Source organism: Nocardia sp. NPDC004278 (assembly GCF_053602975.1).
Window position 1 is genome coordinate 234,768 of sequence record NZ_JBSGEQ010000002.1, and the last position, 18,006, is coordinate 252,773.

Annotated in this window: 13 protein-coding genes; 10 read left to right on the top strand and 3 right to left on the bottom strand. The window is 66.2% G+C overall.

Annotation, left to right across the window (positions count from 1 at the left end):
* Positions 1-66: 66 nt before the first annotated feature.
* Genes ACWEO2_RS03755 through nuoN form a run of 8 tightly spaced genes read left to right on the top strand, consistent with a single transcriptional unit; the run spans position 67 to position 10,812 of the window.
* The gene (locus tag ACWEO2_RS03755; protein WP_452404151.1) at positions 67-2,568 is read left to right on the top strand and encodes an NADH-quinone oxidoreductase subunit G; all 2,502 of its coding nucleotides are present in this window, start codon (positions 67-69) and stop codon (positions 2,566-2,568) included.
* A complete protein-coding gene (gene nuoH, locus ACWEO2_RS03760) occupies positions 2,561-4,393 on the top strand; it encodes an NADH-quinone oxidoreductase subunit NuoH (RefSeq protein ID WP_452403928.1) in 1,833 nt (610 codons plus the stop codon). Before ACWEO2_RS03755 ends, nuoH begins: the two co-directional genes overlap by 8 nt.
* Complete coding sequence (locus ACWEO2_RS03765) at positions 4,390-5,277, top strand: NADH-quinone oxidoreductase subunit J (protein ID WP_452403929.1); 888 nt, start codon at positions 4,390-4,392, stop codon at positions 5,275-5,277. The genes nuoH and ACWEO2_RS03765 overlap by 4 nt, the downstream gene beginning before the upstream one ends.
* Positions 5,274-5,573 (top strand): NADH-quinone oxidoreductase subunit NuoK, encoded by a 300-nt coding sequence (gene nuoK / locus ACWEO2_RS03770; protein ID WP_062982135.1) that lies wholly within the window; start codon positions 5,274-5,276, stop codon positions 5,571-5,573. Before ACWEO2_RS03765 ends, nuoK begins: the two co-directional genes overlap by 4 nt.
* A 1-nt stretch (position 5,574) precedes the next feature.
* Positions 5,575-7,461: an NADH-quinone oxidoreductase subunit L gene (gene nuoL / locus ACWEO2_RS03775; RefSeq protein ID WP_452403930.1), complete on the top strand. Its 1,887-nt coding sequence runs from the start codon at positions 5,575-5,577 to the stop codon at positions 7,459-7,461.
* Entirely contained in the window at positions 7,458-7,580 is a 123-nt protein-coding gene (locus tag ACWEO2_RS03780) for a hypothetical protein (RefSeq protein ID WP_452403931.1), read from the top strand. Before nuoL ends, ACWEO2_RS03780 begins: the two co-directional genes overlap by 4 nt.
* Positions 7,577-9,205, top strand: a complete 1,629-nt coding sequence (locus tag ACWEO2_RS03785) for an NADH-quinone oxidoreductase subunit M (protein WP_452403932.1) — start codon at positions 7,577-7,579, stop codon at positions 9,203-9,205. Before ACWEO2_RS03780 ends, ACWEO2_RS03785 begins: the two co-directional genes overlap by 4 nt.
* Positions 9,202-10,812: an NADH-quinone oxidoreductase subunit NuoN gene (nuoN, locus tag ACWEO2_RS03790; protein WP_452403933.1), complete on the top strand. Its 1,611-nt coding sequence runs from the start codon at positions 9,202-9,204 to the stop codon at positions 10,810-10,812. The genes ACWEO2_RS03785 and nuoN overlap by 4 nt, the downstream gene beginning before the upstream one ends.
* Before the next feature lie 93 nt (positions 10,813-10,905).
* Here nuoN and ileS read toward each other — a convergent pair whose 3' ends face one another.
* The 3 genes from ileS to ACWEO2_RS03805 form a co-directional block, all read right to left on the bottom strand.
* The gene (gene ileS / locus ACWEO2_RS03795) at positions 10,906-14,052 is read right to left on the bottom strand and encodes an isoleucine--tRNA ligase (RefSeq protein WP_452403934.1); all 3,147 of its coding nucleotides are present in this window, start codon (positions 14,050-14,052) and stop codon (positions 10,906-10,908) included.
* Positions 14,053-14,360: 308 nt separating this feature from the next.
* Positions 14,361-15,305 (bottom strand): serine/threonine-protein kinase, encoded by a 945-nt coding sequence (locus tag ACWEO2_RS03800; RefSeq protein ID WP_452403935.1) that lies wholly within the window; start codon positions 15,303-15,305, stop codon positions 14,361-14,363.
* 99 nt (positions 15,306-15,404) lie between these two features.
* On the bottom strand, positions 15,405-16,235 hold the full coding sequence (locus ACWEO2_RS03805; RefSeq protein WP_452403936.1) for an alpha/beta fold hydrolase: 831 nt from the start codon (positions 16,233-16,235) through the stop codon (positions 15,405-15,407).
* A 300-nt stretch (positions 16,236-16,535) separates the two neighbouring features.
* Between ACWEO2_RS03805 and ACWEO2_RS03810 the strand changes: the two genes are divergently transcribed.
* Positions 16,536-17,129, top strand: coding sequence for a TetR/AcrR family transcriptional regulator (locus ACWEO2_RS03810; RefSeq protein ID WP_452403937.1), 594 nt, complete (start codon positions 16,536-16,538; stop codon positions 17,127-17,129).
* Entirely contained in the window at positions 17,126-17,968 is an 843-nt protein-coding gene (locus tag ACWEO2_RS03815; RefSeq protein WP_452403938.1) for an alpha/beta fold hydrolase, read from the top strand. Before ACWEO2_RS03810 ends, ACWEO2_RS03815 begins: the two co-directional genes overlap by 4 nt.
* Positions 17,969-18,006: the final 38 nt, after the last annotated feature.

Below are 18,006 nucleotides of genomic sequence, written 5' to 3' on the forward strand. Positions count from 1 at the left end.
CGTAGCGATTCCGTGGGGGGCGGCGGTCGGGTGACGGGTGGGCGTACAGCATCGCGTAGCGATTCCGTGCGGGATGGCGGTCGGGCGACGGGTGGGCCAGCCACGGTGAACACCAATACCAGTGGGCTGGTTCCGGCCGATCTGGTCACCGTCACCATCGATGACACCGAGGTCAGTGTCCCCCCGGGCACCCTGCTGATCCGGGCCGCCGAACTGATCGGCATCCAGATCCCGCGCTTCTGCGACCATCCACTACTCGACCCGGTCGGCGCATGCCGTCAGTGTCTGGTCGAGGTCGAGGGTCAGCGCAAGCCGGTCGCCTCCTGCACGATGGCCGCCGCCGACGGCATGGTCGTGCGCACACAGCTGACCTCACCCGCCGCGGATAAGGCGCAGGAGGGGGTGATGGAGCTGCTGCTCATCAACCATCCCCTCGACTGCCCGGTCTGCGATAAGGGCGGCGAATGCCCGCTGCAGAACCAGGCGATGTCCAGCGGTCGGCCCGAGACCCGATTCGACGGTGTGAAGCGCACCTACCCCAAGCCGATTCCGCTCTCGACCGCGGTGCTGCTGGACCGGGAACGCTGTGTACTCTGCGCCCGCTGCACCCGCTTCTCCCAGCAGGTCGCCGGCGATCCGTTCATCGAACTGATGGACCGCGGCGCACTAGAGCAGGTCGGCACCGCACAGGCCGAACCGTTCGACTCCTACTTCTCCGGCAATACCGTGCAGATCTGCCCGGTCGGCGCGCTCACCGGCACCAGCTACCGGTTCCGGGCCCGCCCCTTCGACCTGGTCTCCAGCCCGAGCGTCTGTGAGCACTGCGCATCGGGTTGCGCGCAGCGCACCGACCACCGGCGGGGAAAGGTGTTGCGCCGCTTGGCCGGTGACGATCCGCAGGTCAATGAGGAGTGGAACTGCGATAAGGGCCGCTGGGCATTCACCTACGCGACCGAACGCGACCGGCTGACCACACCGCTGGTACGCGGCTGGGACGGCAAGCTCGCGCCCGCATCCTGGTCCGAGGCGCTGGCCGCGGCCGCCGAGGGGCTGGCATCGGCCGTCGGCAATGCGGGCGTCCTGGTCGGCGGTCGCGTCACCGAGGAAGACGCCTACGCCTACGCCAAATTCGCTCGAATCGCCCTCGGCACCAATGACATCGACTTCCGCGCCCGGGTGCATTCGGTCGAGGAGGCGGACTTTCTGGCGGCCCGGGTAGCCGGACAGGGCGTCTCCGTCGACTACGACGCGCTGGAGAATGCGCCGGTCGTGCTGCTCGCCGGACTCGAGCCGGAAGAGGAGTCGCCGATCATCTATCTGCGGCTGCGCAAGGCCGCACGCAAGCGCGGCATGCCGATCTTCTCGCTCGCCGCCTACTCTTCGCGCGGACTGGACCGGATGTCGGGCACCTTGCTGCAGGCCGTGCCCGGTACCGAACCCCAGCTGCTCGATGCCCTGCGCACCGGTGAGATCGCAATGGATTCCGCCGCTTTGGCGACCGCCGCGCAGCTGCTGCGTCAGCCCGGCGCGGTGGTTCTGGTCGGTGAGCGGATGGCCGGAATTCCGGGTGCGTTGTCGGCAGCGGTCCGCCTCGCCGACGACACCGGCGCCGCGCTGGCCTGGGTGCCGCGGCGTGCGGGTGAGCGCGGTGCGATCGAGGCGGGTGCCTTGCCGGGACTGCTGCCCGGTGGGCGCCCGGTGGTGGATCCCCGTGCGCGCCAACAGGTTCGCGCGATCTGGAATGTCCCGGACCTGCCGGTCACCGTCGGTCGCGATACCGCCGCCATCCTGGAGGCCGCCCCGACTTTGGGCGCGCTGGTCATCGGCGGGGTCGATATTGCCGATCTGCCGGATTCACAGGCCGCGCTCGACGCGATCGATGCCGCCCGGTTCGTGGTCAGCCTGGAGTTGCGGCGCAGTGCCGTCTCCGAGCGCGCCGATGTCGTCTTCCCGGTGGCCTCGGCAATGCAGAAGTCCGGCACGTTCCGCACGTGGGAGGGCAGGCCGCGGCAATTCGATGCCGCACTCGGTGATTCGATGGTGCGCCGCGAAGCCGCACCGCTGTCGGATCAACGGGTACTGCAGGCGATCGCGGACGAGATGAAGGTGGCGCTCGGGCTCCCCGATACCGCGGCCGCGCGCGCCGAACTCGCCGAACTCGGCGCCTGGGACGGCCCGCCGGTCGCCGCGCCCGCCCATCTGCCGCATCCGGTTCCCCAGACGACTCCGGGCACCGCCATCCTGTCCAGCTGGCGAATGCTGCTGGATCAGGGGCGCATGCAGGACGGCGAGCCGAATCTGGCGGGCGTCGCGCGCCCGCCGGTGGTGCGCCTGTCCTCCGCAACCGCCGCCGAAATCGGTGCGGTCGACGATGACCAGATCGTCATCGCCACCGAGCGCGGCGCCATCACGCTGCCGCTGCTGATCACCGATCTGCCCGATCGCGTGGCATGGCTGCCGTTGAACTCGCCGGGCTGCTCGGTCAACGAACAGCTCGCCACCCAGCCGGGCGGTGTGGTGCAGCTGCATCGCGCCGACGAAAGGATGAAGGAACACCGCCATGAGTGATCTCTCTCTTTTCGGCCACGACCCGCTGTGGCTTGTCATCGGGAAATCCCTGGCGATCTTCGCCTTCCTGCTGCTCACGCCGATGATGGCGGTGTATCTGGAACGCAAGATCGTGGCGTGGATGCAGATGCGCGTCGGCCCGAACCGGGTCGGTCCCAAAGGCACGCTGCAGGCCGTCGCCGACGGCGTGAAGATGGCGTTGAAGGAAGATATCGTTCCGGCGATCGTCGATAAGCCGATTTTCATTCTGGCGCCGGTGATTTCGGTGGTGCCCGCATTCATGGCGTTCGCGGTCATCCCGTTGGGGCCGGAGGTCTCGATCCTCGGTCATCGGACCGCGTTGCAGCTCACCGATCTGCCGGTGGCGGTGCTCTATATCCTCGCCATCACCTCGATCGGCGTATACGGCATCGTGCTGGCGGGCTGGTCGTCCGGTTCGACGTATCCGCTGCTGGGCGGGTTGCGTTCGACCGCGCAGGTGATCTCCTATGAGATCGCGATGGCGCTGTGCTTCGCGACGGTATTCCTGCTCGGCGGCACCATGGCCACCTCCGGCATCGTCAAGGCGCAGGAGGGCACCTGGTATGTCTTCCTGCTGCTGCCGTCGTTCCTGATCTACTGCGTATCGATGGTCGGTGAGACCAACCGGGCCCCGTTCGACCTGCCCGAGGCGGAGGGCGAACTGGTCGGTGGCTTCCACACCGAGTACTCCTCGCTCAAATTCGCCATGTTCATGATGGCCGAATACATCAATATGGCAACGGTTTCCGCGCTGGCCACCACGCTGTTCCTCGGCGGTTGGCATGCGCCGTTCCCGATCAATCTGTGGGACGGTGCTAATTCCGGTTGGTGGCCGGTGCTGTGGTTCACGGCCAAGATGTGGACGTTCCTGTTCGTGTTCATCTGGTTGCGCGGCACACTGCCCCGCCTGCGCTACGACCAGTTCATGAATCTCGGCTGGAAGCTGCTGATTCCGACTTCGCTGCTGTGGGTGATGCTGGTCGCCACCGCCCGGGTGCTGCAGAACGAGGGCTATAAAGTACAGACGCCGTTCCTGGTGATCGGCGGGCTGATCATCTCCGGACTGATGGTGCTGATGTTCCTGCAGGCCGGACGCAGGCAGGGGGTGCCGCCGACGGCCGAGGAACCCAGCCGAGACGAGTCGGGCACAGCGGGCACGGTCTTCCTCGGCTTCCCGACGCCACCACTTCCGGATCCCGCGACGCGGCGTCCGGAACCGAAGCCCGGTCTGTTCGAGCCGCTGGCGGGATTCGCGGTCACCCTGCTCACCATGTTCAAGAAGCCCAATACCGAGTCCTATCCGGAACAGAAGGTGCCGACCGCGCCGCGCTATCACGGCCGTCATCAGCTCAATCGCTATCCCGATGGTCTGGAGAAGTGCATCGGCTGTGAGTTGTGCGCGTGGGCCTGCCCCGCCGATGCGATCTATGTCGAGGGCGCGGATAACACCGAGACCGCCCGCTTTTCGCCCGGTGAACGCTACGGGCAGGTCTATCAGATCAACTATCTGCGCTGCATCGGCTGCGGATTGTGCATCGAGGCATGCCCGACCAGGGCGCTGACCATGACCAACGACTACGAGATGACCGATGACAACCGCGCCGATCTGATCTACGAGAAGGATCGGCTCCTCGCCCCGCTGCAGCCAGGGATGACCGCACCGCCGCATGCGATGTATCCCGGTGCGACGGAGGGTGACTACTACCGCGGTGATATCCCGGGCGGTGAAAGCGGTTCGGATACACCGGATTCCGGCACCACCAGGGAGCCTGCCGCCGCGGGCGCGGAAGGAGGCGCACGGTGACCGAATTGATACTGGCCGCCGAACCACTGACCCACACCTCCACCGGTGAGGCCGTCCAATTCTGGATCCTCGGCCCACTCGCGGTGATCGGGGCGCTCGGCATGGTGTTCGCGGGCAAGGCAGTCCATTCGGCGATCTGCCTGGCAGCGACGATGATCGTGCTCGCCACCTTCTACATGGCACAGGACGCGCTGTTCCTCGGTGTCGTGCAGATCGTCGTCTATACCGGCGCGGTCATGATGCTGTTCCTGTTCGTGCTCATGCTGGTCGGCGTCGACTCCCCGGAATCGCTCGGGGAAACGCTGCGCGGACAGCGCCTCGCCGCGGGCACCGTCGGCCTCGGCTTCGGGATGCTGCTGATCAGCGGTATCGCGAACGGCATTCGCAACTCCGGAATCACTTATCCGGCAAAGGGCTTCGCGTATCAGGAGGTGATCGCGCAGCTCGCCGAGCTGATTTTCGTCCGGTACGTGTGGGCCTTCGAACTCACCGGCGCATTGCTCATCACCGCGACCATCGGCGCGATGATCCTCGCGCACCGGGAGAACTTCGGGCCGCGCCTGGATCAGAAGGAACTCTCGCGCCGCCGGTTCCGCAGTGCCTACGACCCCACCCGCCCCTCGGATCGGGCCACCCCGCTGCCGACGCCCGGCGTGTACGCCCGGCACAACGCGGTCGATATTCCGGCGCGGCTGCCGGACGGTTCGTTCGAGGAGTTGTCGGTCAGCACGATCCTGCGGCACCGCCGCACCAGGGCGCTCGAAGAGGCCGCCGTCATCTCGGTCGGCGCCACTCCGACATTCGCTGTCGAGGCCCCCTACGAACCCGAAAATCTCACGGACGTCGACGATTCGACGCAGGCTGACGAGGAAGGCAAGCGGTGAATCCTGAGAACTACCTGTTCCTGTCCGCCCTGCTGTTCACCATCGGCGCGGCCGGTGTGCTGCTGCGGCGCAATGCCATTGTGGTGTTCATGTGCATCGAGCTGATGCTCAATGCGGTGAACCTCGCCTTCGTCACCTTCGCCCGGCTGCACTCGAATCTGGACGGCCAGGTGTTCGCGTTCTTCACCATGGTGGTGGCCGCGGCCGAAGTCGTGGTCGGGCTCGCCATCATCATGACCATCTTCCGCACCCGCCGTTCGACCTCGGTCGACGACGCCAACCTGCTGAAGTTCTGACGTGGATACCGCAACGCTCTGGGTGCTGCCCGCACTGCCGCTGGCCGGTGCCGTCGTATTGCTGCTGCTCGGACGCTACAGCGACAAGTGGGGGCATCTGCTCGGCTGCGCCACCGCGCTGGCCTCGTTCGGCTTCGCCGTCGTGGCGTTCTTCGATATGCGCGGCCGCGATGACGCCGCTCGCGCGATCCACAACGATCTGTTCAGCTGGGTTCCGGTCGACGGACTGCAGGTGGACTTCAGCCTCCAATTGGACCAGCTGTCAGTGTGTTTCGCACTGCTGATCACCGGGGTCGGATCGCTGATCCACATCTACTCCGTCGGCTACATGGGCCATGATCCGGGACGGCGGCGCTTCTTCGCCTACCTGAATCTGTTCCTCGCGGCCATGCTGCTGCTGGTGCTGGCGAACAACTACCTGGTGCTCTACCTCGGCTGGGAGGGCGTCGGCCTGGCGTCCTACCTGCTGATCGGATTCTGGTACCACAAGCCGACCGCGGCGACCGCGGCCAAGAAGGCGTTCGTGGTCAACCGGGTCGGTGATATGGGCCTGGCCCTTGCGATGTTCACCATGTTCGCGACCTTCGGCTCGATCGACTTCGGCGCGGTATTCGCGACCGCGCCGAAGACGAGCGAGGGCACGCTCACCGCTATCGGGCTGCTGCTGCTACTCGCCGCCTGCGGTAAGTCCGCGCAGGTGCCGCTGCAGTCCTGGCTCGGGGACGCAATGGAGGGTCCGACCCCGGTGTCCGCGCTCATCCACGCGGCCACCATGGTGACCGCCGGTGTGTACCTGATCGCGCGCTCCGGGCCGATCTTCGATCTGGCGCCCAATGCGCGGCTCGGGGTGGTGTTGGTCGGTGCGGTGACGCTGCTGTTCGGCGCGATCGTCGGTTGCGCGAAGGACGACATCAAGAAGGCGCTAGCGGCGTCCACCATGAGCCAGATCGGTTATATGGTGCTAGCCGCGGGTCTGGGCCCGGCCGGATACGCCGTCGCCATCATGCATCTGCTCACCCACGGCTTCTTCAAGGCCGGGCTGTTCCTCGGGGCCGGATCGGTGATGCATGCGATGGACGACGAGACCGATATGCGCCGCTACGGCGGCCTGCGCAAACTGCTGCCGATCACCTACATCACCTTCGGGCTCGGCTATCTGGCGATTATCGGAGTGCCGCCGTTCGCCGGATTCTTCTCCAAGGATCGGATCATCGAGGCGGCGTTCAACCAAGGCGGCGCAAGCGGTTTCGCCTTGGGGACGGTGACCCTGGTCGGTGCGGGGCTGACCGCGTTCTACATGACGCGGGTGATGATCCTGACCTTCTTCGGCGAACGCCGCTGGAAGGCTGATACCCATCCGCACGAGTCACCGGCGGTGATGACCGGGCCGATGATTCTGCTCGCCATCGGATCGGTCGCCGCGGGTGCGGTTTTCGTCCTCGGGTCGTCACTGCAGAACTGGCTCGAACCCGTTGTCGGGGCACATCACGGCGAGGAGGTCGTGCCCGCGGGCGTGGTGACCGCGCTGGCGCTGCTGGTGGTCGCGGTCGGTATCGGCTTCGCCTACTACCAGTACGCGCAGCGCGAAGTGCCCGAGACCGCACCGGAAGCGGTATCGGCGCTGACCATCGCGGCTCGCAATGACCTCTACGGCGATGCGTTCAATGAACGCGTATTCATGCGCCCGGGGGCGGATCTGACCCGGGCGCTGGTCTTCCTCGACAATCGCGGCATCGACGGCATCGTCAACGGAACCGCCGCGCTGATCGGCAGACTGTCCACGCGGATCCGGCGGGTGCAGTCCGGATTCGTACGGTCCTACGCCCTGTCCATGTTCACCGGCGCGGCCCTGGTCGCGGCAGCACTTTTGGCGGTGAGGCTCTGGTGAGTTATCCCCGGTTGATCGCGCGGTTGCGTCCGGATGCGGCGGTGCTCGTACCCGATGTGTCCATGTTCACCGGCGCGGCCCTGGTGGCCGCGGCCCTGCTGGCAGTGAGGCTCTGGTGAGTGACTTTCCCTGGTTGACCACGCTGTGGGTGTTGCCGGTCGTCGGCGCGGTGGCGGTGCTGATGCTGCCTGCGTCCCGGCGCACCCTCGCCCGCGGGCTGGCGTTCGGTGTCGCGTTGGCGGTGCTGGTGCTCGGCATCGTACTGGCGGTGCGCTTCGAACCCGGTGGGGCGCAATATCAGTTTGTCGAGTCCCATGAGTGGATTCCGGCCTTCGGCGCGGGCTATACGCTCGGGTTGGACGGGATCGCCTTGGTGCTGATCCTGCTCACCGGGGCGCTGGTGCCCCTGCTGATCCTGGCTGGTTGGAACGACGAACGTGAGGTCGGCAGCGGACGCCGGGTGTCGCACACCTATGTCGCGCTGACGCTGCTCGTCGAGGCGATGGTGCTGATTTCGTTCGTCTCGCTGGACATTCTGCTGTTCTACGTATTCTTCGAGGCGATGCTCATCCCGATGTATTTCCTCATCGGCGGATTCGGGCCGCGCAGTGCGGATCTCGCGCATCGCCAACAGCGTTCGCGGGCGGCAGTGAAGTTCCTGCTGTACAACCTGTTCGGCGGTCTGATCATGTTGGCGGCGGTGATCGGGTTGTATGTGCTCACCGCGCGGCAGGGGCTCGGGTCCGGATCGTCGGGCACCTTCGACTTCCGCACGGTCGTCGCGGCGGCCAATGCCGGACAGCTCGGTGCGGGTCCGGCGGTGCTCAACGCGCTGTTCCTCGGATTCATGTTCGCCTTCGCGGTCAAGGCACCGCTGTGGCCGCTGCACACCTGGCTGCCGGACGCGGCGGTCGCGGCGACGCCATCGAGTGCGGTGCTGATGATGGCGGTGGTGGACAAGGTCGGCACCTTCGGCATGCTGCGGTACTGCCTGCTGCTGTTCCCGGATGCTTCGGGAACCTATGCGCCCCTTGTCGTTACGCTCGCGGTGATCGGCATCATCTACGGTGCGCTGCTGGCCATCGGGCAGACCGATGTGATGCGCCTGATCGCCTACACCTCGATCTCGCACTTCGGCTTCATCATCCTCGGCATCTTCGCGATGACCAGTCAGGGCCAGACCGGCGCCACGCTGTATATGGTCAACCACGGCATCTCGACGGCCGCGCTGTTCTTGATCGCAGGATTCCTGGTGTCGCGCAGGGGAACTCGTGTGATCGCCGCCTACGGCGGGGTGCAGAAGGTGGCGCCGGTGCTCGCGGGCACCTTCATGATCGCCGGTCTCGCCACGCTGTCGCTGCCCGGTCTCGCGCCGTTCATCAGCGAATTCCTGGTGCTGTTGGGCACCTTCACCCGCTACGGGTTCGCGGCGGTGGTCGCGACCGCGGCGCTGGTGCTGGCCGCGCTGTATGTGCTGTGGATGTACCAGCGGATGATGACCGGTCCGGTCAAGGAGGGCAACGAGCGGCTCTACGATCTGGTCCCGCGCGAGTTGGCCGTGGTGGTGCCATTGATCGCCGCGCTGCTGTTCCTCGGCGTCTATCCGAAACCGGTACTGGACTTCATCAATCCCGCGGTGGGCCAGACGCTCACCACCATCGGCGTCCACGATCCCGCGCCGAAGACGCCCGCGATCCCCGAAGCCGGACCCGCCGGGGCCGATCACGGAGGTGCCCACAAATGACAGTGCTGCTCGCGGCCAGTGTGCCCGCGCCGAGCATCGAATACGCCAAGCTGTCGCCAATGCTGATCGTCTTCGGCGCCGCGGTGATCGGGGTGCTCGTGGAGGCGTTCGCGCCGCGTCGCCACCGCTACGCCATCCAAGTGCCCCTGGGGCTGGCCGGATTGGTTGCGGCGCTGGTGGCGGTGGTGCGGTTGTCGGGGACCGAGGCGACCGCGATGGTCGGTGCGGTCGCGATCGATGGCGTGACCCTGTACCTGCAGGGCACGATTCTGGTGGTGTCGATTTTGGCGCTGCTGTTCATGGCCGAGCGCGGTGCGGAGCCCCGGCCGCAGGGCCGCTCGGGACCAGGGACCTGGAGTCTGGCCGCGGCCACTGTCGGTAGCGGAGTGGACGCGTTCACCCCGCAGGCCTCCGCGGTCCCGGGCAGTGCGAGCGAAATGGCCGCGGTCCGTGCGGGTATCGCGACTACCGAGGTGTTTCCGCTGGCCATGCTCGCGATCGGCGGACTGCTGCTGTTCCCGGCGTCGAATGATCTGCTCACCATGTTCGTCGCGTTGGAGGTGCTGTCGCTGCCGCTGTATCTGCTGTGCGGGCTGGCGCGGCGCAAGCGACTGCTCTCCCAAGAGGCGGCGCTGAAATACTTTCTGCTCGGGGCGTTTTCGTCCGCGTTCTTCCTCTATGGGGTTGCGCTGCTGTACGGGCAGGCGGGCACGGTCAAGCTCGGTGGTATCGCCGAGGCGATAAAGCAGCATCCACAGAACACCACCCTGGCGCTGCTCGGTGTGGCGATGCTGGCGGTCGGCTTGTTGTTCAAGATCGGCGCGGTGCCGTTCCAGTCCTGGGTGCCGGACGTGTACCAGGGCGCGCCGAGTGCGGTCACCGGATTCATGGCCGCTGCGACCAAGATCGCTGCCGTCGGCGCGTTGCTGCGAATCCTGCAGATCGCCGTTCCCGGTCTGCGCGACGACTGGCGGCCGGTTCTCGCCGCGGTCGCCATCGCGACCATGGTCATCGGTGCGGTCATGGCCATTACCCAGACCGACGTCAAGCGCATGCTCGCCTACTCCTCGGTCGCGCACGCCGGTTTCATCCTCATCGGCCTGGTCGCGGCGAACGAGGCGGGTACCTCGGCCATCCTGTTCTATCTGCTGGCCTACGGTCTCGGCACGCTCGGCGCCTTCGCAGTCGTCAGCCTGGTCCGCGACACCACAGGTGATGAAGCCACCGCCATGTCGCAATGGGCCGGTCTCGGTCGCCGATCCCCATGGCTGGCAACGGTTTTCGCGCTCTTCCTGCTCTCCTTCGCCGGTCTGCCGCTGACCGGTGGTTTCGTCGCCAAGTTCGCCGTCTTCCAAGCCGCGGCCTCCGGTGATGCCACCTACCTGGTGATCATCGGTGTCATTTCCAGTGCCATTGCCGCCTTCTTCTACATTCGCGTCATCGTCCTGATGTTCTTCACCGACCCACCCGCCGACGCCCCCACGGTCGCCGCCCCATTCCTGACCACCACGGTGGTTGCCTTCACCGCGGGTGCCACGGTTCTGTTGGGCATCCTCCCCCAGATGCTCCTCGATTTGGCCGACCGCGCAGCGACTTTCGTCCGCTGAGCCCATCCGACCAGAACACCGCCGAAACCCTTCATGGGTCCGGCGGTGTTCTGGTTCTTTAGAGACCCTTACCTGCGGTGCCGTGAGCGAACCTCAGCTCGTTCGGGTGAGGTGAACGGTGAGTTCGGCGGAACCTGCGGTACCGCGGTAACCGTCGGTGAGGTTGGTGACCAGAGTGATATCGTTGGCCAGTGTTTCGCGGCCGATGAACTCTCGGTGGTGCTTCACCGCGTCCAGTACATCGTCGGGGGCCGCGATGGTCAGTGCGATTCGGTCGGAGATGTCCAGACCGGCGTCGCGGCGGGCTTGCTGGGCGACGCGGATGACATCGCGGGCGATGCCCTCGACAGCGAGTTCGGGGGTGATGTGGGTGTCGAGGGCAATGGTGGTTCCGCGCTGGGTTTCAACGATCCACCCACTGCGCGGGGTTTCGGTGATCGACACGTCGTCGCTGGTGATCTCGAGTGGTTCGCCGTTGTCATCGATGGTGGCCGTGCCGTGTTTGCGTAGTTGCGCGACCAGGTTCGAGGCCTCGGCGGCTCGGATGGCGTCGGCGACGGCGGGGGTTTGTTTGCCATAGCGTTGGCCGAGGGTACGGAAGTTCGGTTTCACCGCGATATCGGTGAGGGAACCGGTCGTATCGAGCTCATCGATCGTTTTGACGTTCAGTTCATCGGCGATGACTTCGATCAGCTCCGGCGGGAGCTGAATATGTGGTGGCAGGCCGAGAAATGCCCGAGCCAATGGCTGTCGGATGCGGATGCCGCTGGTTTTGCGGGCTGCGCGCCCGCCCTCGACGGCAGCGCGAGCGATCGCGACCTGTTCGGACAGGGTGGCGTCGACCAGTGTGCTGTCGGCGATCGGCCAGTCGGTGAGGTGCACGGATTCGACGGCGGCGGGGTCACCGGGGCGGATAACCGTTTGCCAGATCTCCTCGGTGATGAACGGCATGATCGGCGCGAGCAGGCGGGTCAGTACCTCCAGGCATTCGTAGAGAGTCGACAGCGCATCCTGCTCGCCGTCCCAGAAGCGGGAGCGGCTGCGGCGCACGTACCAGTTGGACAGATCGTCGATGAATCCGGCCAGCAGCCGACCCGCGCCAGCGGTGTCGTAGCCGTCGAGTTTTTCGTCGACCACGCTGGTCAGGGTGTGCAGTTCGCCGAGTATCCAGCGGTCGAGGATGGCGCGATCGGTTGTCGCGCGGGCGGTTTCGGGTCGCCAGTCGGTGTGGCTGGCGTAGAGGGTGAAGAAGGCCGCGGTGTTCCAGTAGGTCAGCAGCACGCGCCGGGTGATGTCCTCGAGCGGGCCCGGGCCGACGCGGCGTGGTGACCATGGGGAGCCGGAGCAGGCCATGAACCAGCGCAGCGCGTCGGCCCCGTGGGTGTCCATCAGTGGGATCGGGGCGAGGATATTGCCCAGGTGCTTGCTCATCTTGCGGCCGTCTTCGGCCATGATGTGCCCAAGGCACACCACGTTTTCGTATGGGGAGCGGTCGAAGACCAGGGTGCCGATGGCCATGAGAGTGTAGAACCAGCCGCGGGTCTGGTCGATCGCCTCGCAGATGTATTGCGCGGGAAAGCGTTTCGCGAACGCTTCGACACTGCCGGGAGCGTACGGGTAGCCGAGGGAGGCGAATGGCATCGCGCCGGAGTCGTACCAGGCGTCGATTACTTCCGGCACTCGCGTCGCGGTCCGGGCGCAGTCGGGACAGGGGAAGGTGACAGCGTCGATGTAGGGCCGGTGCGGATCCAGATCCGATAGCTCACGTCCGGCGAGTCGACCGAGTTCGGTGCGGGATCCGATCGCGGTGATATGCCCGGAGTCGCAGCGCCACAACGGCAGTGGGGTTCCCCAATAGCGGGAGCGCGATACGGCCCAGTCGATATTGTTGGCCAGCCAGTCGCCGAAACGCCCATCCTTGATGTGGTCTGGGAACCAGGTGGTGCGTTCGTTCTCCCGTTGCATCGCGCTCCGGACGCTGGTGGTGCGGATGTACCACGACGGCTGTGCGTAGTACATCAGCGGCGTGTGACACCGCCAGCAGTGCGGGTAGGAGTGCTCATACCGCTGGTAATCGAGTAGCAGTCCGCGCTTGGTGAGGTCGTCGACGAGGATTGGGTCGGCGGCTTTGAAGAACAGTCCTCCGACCAGGGCGACGGTATCGAGGAACTTCCCGTCGGGGGCGATCGGGTTGACCACCGGCAGGTCATTGGCCCGGCATACCGCCAGGTCGTCGGCACCGAACGCAGGAGCCTGGTGCACCAGCCCGGTGCCGTCGGTGGTGGTCACGTAGTCGGCCACCACCACTCGGTGCGCGTCGGGGATCTCGACCAAATCGAACGGCCGTCGATAGCGCAGCCCGGCCAGCTCACGGCCGGTGAACCGGGACAGCGGCTCGGCCTGGTCCCCGAGCACCGCCGCCATCAGCAATTCGGCCACCACGAACAGACCGGCGGGGGTGCGGGCCAGCACGTAGGTGACGTCCGGGTGCACGGCGACGGCGGTGTTGGCGACCAGCGTCCACGGAGTCGTGGTCCAGATCAGCAGGTGCACATCGTCGTATCCGGCCAGCGGCTCGGTCAGCGGAAGCCGCACGTATACCGAGGGATCGGTGACGGTCTCGTAGCCTTGGGCGACCTCGTGATCCGAGAGCGCAGTACCGCAGCGCGGACAATACGGAGTCACCCGGAAGTCCTCGACCAGTCGGCCGTCACCGTGGATCTTCTGCAGCGACCACCACACGCTGTCCACATATTCCGGGGACATGGTGGTGTAGGGGTGATCCAGGTCGATCCAGTACCCCATCCGGCGGGTGAGCTGTTCGAATTCATCGACGTGCCGCAGCACCGATTCCCGGCAGCGTGCGTTGAACACGTCGATGCCGATCTTCTCGATATCGGGTTTGCCCGACAGCGCGAGTTCCTTTTCCACGGCCAGCTCGACCGGCAGCCCGTGACAGTCCCATCCGGCTTGCCGCGGCACCGAGTACCCCTTCATCGTGCGATACCGCGGAAAGATGTCCTTGAAGACCCGCGCCTCGACGTGGTGGGTGCCCGGGGAGCCGTTCGCCGTGGGCGGGCCCTCGTAGAAGACCCAGCCAGCGGCCTCGCGGGTGCGTTCGGTGCTGCGGCGGAACACATCTTTGGCGCGCCACCAGTCGATGATCCTGGCATCGACCTCCGGCAGGTCCACCCGCGTCGGCAACGCGGCGAACGGCGACACCACAGCCTCATCCGTCATGGAATCAGATCCCTCGTTTCGTCAACCCGCATGAGAACAGCCTGCTCATGCGGGGACGAAATACCCTGGCGCCAGGGAACTCCGCGGTACCACCCCGCTTGCACCGGTCGATACCGATGCCTCTTCGTTCGCCACTGTGACGTGCGGCCGACGTCCGGTTCTACTAGGGGCGGACCCTGTTCTTCCGGAAGCTCCCCGGTGATGGCCGGATCAATGCTGCTGCGGCGACTGTAACAAGCGTTGTCGGCCGCGCGCGAGATCTTTTCGGGCTCACGACCTTCGAACAGGTCGGGGCGCAGGACATTCGCCTATCGCGGACCGGATTTCGCAGGTTCCTTTCGCCTGAGTCTGGCGCTCAGGTGCGATCGGGTGAATGCCGTATTGAGGCGGTCGAGTAGAGGGGTGGGCGGATCGACGCCCTGTAGCGCCTCGGTGAGCAACCGGATCGGTTCTGTGCACGAGGTGTAGCGGGCACCGGGGTCCTTTTCGAGCGACCGGTGCAGGATCGCGTCGACCTCGGGCGGGATCCAGTGTTGGCGCGCGGAAATTTCGGGGGGCGGGTCGTGCAGTTGGGCCTCCGCGGTGGCCATGAGATTCCCGCGGGGGAACGGCGGGCGGCCGGTGAGCAGTTCGATGGCCGAGCTGACCAGTGCGTACTGGTCCGTCGCTGGGCACACCGCACCCGCCCGCAGCAGTTCCGGCGCGGCGAACGGCACCGAGACGACGACGAAGCCATTGGTGGCCAGCGGCGGTTCGGGCCGGTGCAGCCAGCGGGCCTGATCGAAATCCGAAAGTTTCACCGTCGCGGCATCATCCGCACCGACCAGCACATTCGCCGGTTTGACGTCGAGATGGACCACATCGTTGGCGTGCACAAAATCCAGTCCCGCCGCGACATCGGTCAGCATGCGCAGCACCCGCGGCAGGTCCGGACGTCGATGTGGCATCCGCACCAGTGTCGACCCGGTCGAGCCCGCGACGTATTCGTGCGCCGACCACAGCCTGCCGTCGGTTTCGCCGTGTGTGTACATCCGCACGATATTGGGATGTCGCAGTACCGACAGAATGTCGAACTCGTGCACGAATCGCGCACGCGCCTCGGGCGACCGGCTGTCCTCCGGCCCCAGCACCTTCAGAGATACCGGTCGCGACCGTTCCAGATCCTCGGCCAGATACACATCGCTGCTACCGCCATGGCCGAGCCGGGCCTGCACAACAAATCCAGCAAACTGGTCATTCGGCTCGAGTACCACGGCCTCACCATAGTTCGCCGATATCCGGCATCGACGGCGCAACCCACCGCTGCTGGGAAGAGATGCCCCGACGGTGAGTGCACCCGATGCGGAGCTGGCTTACGAAGTTGCCGCGAGCACCTCACGGAGCCGACCGGCGAATGCGGCTGGATCCTCGACGAATCCGGTGTGTCCGCCCGGGAATATGGTCGGCGTGACGCCGATCGCCGTGCCGAGGGCGCGGGACGTGCGGTCGCAGAGCTGATCGGTCGAATCGGCGCCGATACCGATGATGATGCGAGCCGGAGTCGATTGCAGCACAGCGCTGTTCGGCGCCCAGGTAACGGTGCCGTGGAGTTCGTGACCGAACCAGTAGCGCTCGCTGGCAAGTTGGCGTGGTTCGCGCTCGCCGCCGAACATCTGCTGCAGCACCGGTTCCGGCATCTGGATGTTGGCGTTGGCCATGAACTTGCGCCAGGCGCCGACCACATCGCCGGTGCGGTAGGTGGCGATCATGTCCTCGGTGTTGGCGCGCACTCGGTCGCGGTCGTCGAGCAGTTCGCCGAGCGGGGGCTCGTGGGCGATCACGGTGGTGACCAGGTCGGGCCGGGATTCGGCCAGTGCCAGCACACTCGCGGCGCCGCCGCTGGATCCGAAGACCACCGCGGGACCGATACCGAGGTGGGCGATGAGCCGGGCGAGGTCGTCGGCGCGCAGCTGCGGAGTCGAGTCCTGCTCCGGATCGTCGAGCACACTGTCCTGGTGCCCGCGCGGGTCGGTGGTGAGGACGGTGTGGTCGGCAGCGAGCAACTCGGCCAGCGGAGCGAAGGCCGCCGCGTCCATCGGTGCGCCGACCAGCACGACCAGCGGTCCGTTACCGCGTACGTCGTAATGCAGCTGCGCACCGGGCACGTCAAGGGTACGTGCGGCGGCGGTCGAAGTCGGGGTCATCAAGGTCTCCTCGAGCAGTAGTGACGGTTGTTCGTGAATGTGGACCGCCCCGCCGCACCGAACTAATCGGTCGCCCACCAACTTTCTTGCGCAACCCTCGTGTCATCCACCGTGTGCACTCCCCCTGCGCTGTACAGCAACTCCGGCGAGACGCCACACTCCCCCTGCGACGCAACACTGCATCCGAACTCCAGCGGCCGCTCCGCCCCAGCTCGAGTTGAGCCGGGCGCGGCATGGCGATTGCCAAAGCTAGGCACCTTAGGTTATAACCTAAGTATCCTAGTTTGAGAGAGAGGGGCTATGTCGCCACGTGCCGGACTCACCGCCGAGCGGATCACGCAGGCAGCGGCCGAACTGGCCGACGAGGTCGGGTTCGACAACATCACCGTGGCGGCGCTGGCCCGGAAGTTCGGCGTGAAGGATGCGAGCCTCTACTCCCACATCAGGAATCTCGAAGATTTACGCAATCGGGTGGCCATGCTGGCCGCCGACGAGAAGACCGGCCGTATCGCCGCGGCGGTGGCCGGACGCGCCGGACGCGATGCCCTCGCCGCATTCGCCGACGAGTGGCGGCGCTACGCATTGGCACATCCGGGCCGTTATGCCGCCACGCAGATGCCGATGGATCCGAGCGTGGCCGCCGGATGGGCCGGTGGGCGGCGCGCGATCGATCTGACCTATGGGATGCTGCGCGCCTACGGTCTCGGCGAACCCGATATCACCGATGCGGTTCGCCTGTTGCGCAGCACATTTCACGGATTCACTACCCTGGAGGCGAGTGGCGGGTTCGGCCACTCCCGGCCGACCACCGCCTCCTGGGACCGGATTGTCGACGCTTTGCACATCACTCTCACCCATTGGCCGTCGACCGACGAGAAAGCGAAAACCCAGTGAGAACAGAAACATTGGCCGTGCCGGGCGCCACGCTGTATTACGAGGTGCGGGGCAGCGGCCCGGTGCTGCTCCTGCTGCCCGGCAGCGGCGGCGATGCCGGAATCTTCGATCCGGTCGCCGATACCCTCGCCGAGCACTTCACCGTGGTCGCCGCCGATCCGCGCGGTTACTCCCGCAGCGTCCTGGACGATCCCGAACCCGTGGACCAGCGGATGGAGGTATTCAGCGACGATGCCCATCGCCTGCTCGAACACCTCACGCCCGCAGGCGAATACGCCTATGTCACCGGTATCAGCGGTGGCGCGGTCGTGGCACTGGACCTACTCGCCCGCCATCCCGACCGACTGCGGTTGGTGGTCGCTCATGAGCCGCCGTGCTTCGCGATCCTCCCCGATGCGGACGCGCACCGGGCGATGGTCGAGGAGGTGATCGAACTCTGCAACGAGCAGGGCCCCGCCGCCGCTGGCGCGCGCTTCATACAGGCCGTGGGTGTCAGGTCCAAGCCGCTGCCCGACCCGGCGGAGGTCCCGGCCCGCACCGCCGAAATGCTCGGCCGTCTCATGGCCAACACTGCGGTGATGTTCGCCCACGAACTGCGCCAGGTCACCGCCTACCGCCCCGATATGGCCGCACTCGCCACCGTCCGGGATCGCCTCGTACTGGCCGCGGGCCGCGAAACCCGTGGCCAACTCCCGTACCGCACCGCCGAAACCATCGCGAGCGAATTGCAGCACCCGCTGGTCGAATTTCCGGGCGGCCACAGCGGAGTCCGCGAAACCCCAACCGAATTCGCCCGCACCCTGCTCGAAACGCTGACGGCCAGCGCCGCCGAACGCTGAACCCAGCCCTGCTGTGCCGTCGCTTCCGGTCGGCCGTG